The 1,863-nt window shown below is 36.3% G+C and carries 2 protein-coding genes; both read left to right on the top strand.

Annotation, left to right across the window (positions count from 1 at the left end; all coding sequences use genetic code 11):
• Positions 1-541, top strand: a 541-nt coding sequence (locus H1P_RS35390) for a M10 family metallopeptidase C-terminal domain-containing protein (RefSeq protein ID WP_144876469.1), incomplete at its 5' end; no start/stop codon positions are given.
• A gap of 179 nt (positions 542-720) precedes the next feature.
• Positions 721-1,671, top strand: coding sequence for a PFE-CTERM domain-containing protein (locus H1P_RS35395; protein WP_144876471.1), 951 nt, complete (start codon positions 721-723; stop codon positions 1,669-1,671).
• The last annotated feature ends 192 nt before the right edge of the window (positions 1,672-1,863 follow it).

Raw genomic sequence — 1,863 nt, forward strand, 5'->3', positions numbered from 1 at the left:
TCTCAACTGGAATACCATTCCCACAGATATCACCCCAGGTACTACTTATGGTCGTTTCCGAATCAGTAGCGATAGCTTAAGCGAAGCTGATGCTAATGGTGCAGCTAGTGATGGTGAAGTGGAAGATTATCTACTCAGTATCAAAAACGGAGTTACTGGTAGTGGTAGTCCAGAAACCTTAACTGGTACTGCAAATGACGACCTAATCACAGGAGGTAAAGGAGAAGATACTCTAACTGGTGGTGCAGGAAAAGATTGTTACTACTTCAACGAAACCAGTGAAGGAATTGATACCATTACTGATTTCACCGTCGGCGAAGACAAAATCGATATCAGCAATATTCTGGCTACAGAAGTCGGTTATGCAGGCTCAGATCCCTTCGGAGATAATTATGTGGAACTGGTTGAATTCAATCATCCTACTCTTGGTAATAGCACCATCGTACAAATAGATTTTGACCCAGCAGATAGTGTTTATCCCAAAGATATTGCTTTCCTTGAAGGAGTTACTGGAGTTACCTCAGCTGATTTCATCATTTAGTAACCAACATTAATTGAAGGTAGGTTAAATTATTGGAATTATGAGCCTACTTTCAACATTACTAGATATCTTTTTATTTACTAAAAACCTCAACTTCTCTTTCTCTAAATACCTCACAAGTGAAGGTTTTAATTATCATTTACTGTTTGTCCCATAACTAATTACAACCAATGCCAATTATGTCTATCTCTCTCTCAAAATTTGCTCCTATTGCCATTTTTGCTAGTCTTTTTAGCTTGGGCAATTTAATTACTTTAGATTCTGCTAATGCCTATTCTGTCGATTTTTCCAATGGTGATTTTCAAAGTTCTACTAGCCTAGATGGTCCTGCTGGTTGGACTGGTACTGGCTCGACTGATATTGGCGGTACATATAGTGGAGTTGATTTCAACGGTACGAATCAAGGTATTATTACCACTGCTTGTCCCAGTGGCAACCTTACTTTATGTTTGAACGACCGAAATGATGACCCTGGTACTAATACAGGTACTTTTAACCTAAGAACTCAAGATCAAATTAGTGCTAGTCCTGAAATTGCTGCTTTACAAACTCAGTTGGGTTTGTCTGCTAATGATTTTTCGATTCAGAGAGAAATCGATGGTACGCCTCTAGTCGATACAGAAGGAAATCCTCTATATCGTCTTCCTAAAGAAGGTTCGGCAATTTTTCAAGATATTACTATTACCAATGACAATAATAGAAATACTCAGATAACATTTAATTGGGACTTTCTAACTAATGATGGTGCAGGAAGTTTGGGAGATAAAGATTTTGGTTTTATTTCTCTTGCCAAAATTGATGAGAATACTGGTCAACCAGATATTAGTTTTGCCCCTATAGTTATTTCATTGGAAGATAGTACAGGTTCAATTCCGACTGCAAGTGGCAACAATTATCAGACAAATACTAGCCCTTATGCTGCCTTTTCAGATGATTATGATTTATCTACTGGTCAATATCGAGTTGGGTTTGGTGTAATTGATGTTGATGGGGTAGGAAATAGTTCTGCATTATTGATAGATGAGTTTTTGGTGGAAGATGTTCCTTTTGAATTTACTCCTAGTACTGGTATTGGGTTGGTATTGGGTTTAATTGGGTTGAAAAAGTTACGTCATCGTTTTAAGAAATAGAAATAACTTATTTTATAATTAGTTTTTTTAGAGTGGAATAATTTCTACTCTATTTTTTTTGCTTAATTGAAAAAATTTTCTTGCGTAATTATCCTGTCTTTAATTGTCAATGTGAGTAATACGACGTAAAAAAACAAGCCAAATAGATCGGAATTATTACGTAATATTATGTGGATTTTACGGATGTCAGTA

Origin of the sequence: Hyella patelloides LEGE 07179 (assembly GCF_900659865.1) — a bacterium.
Classification (GTDB): Bacteria; Cyanobacteriota; Cyanobacteriia; order Cyanobacteriales; family Xenococcaceae; genus Hyella; species Hyella patelloides.

Excerpts from the sequence above, each read along its gene's own strand:
- H1P_RS35395 (WP_144876471.1), top strand. The coding sequence starts at position 721 with ATGTCTATCTCTCTCTCAAAATTTGCTCCTATTGCCATTTTTGCTAGT.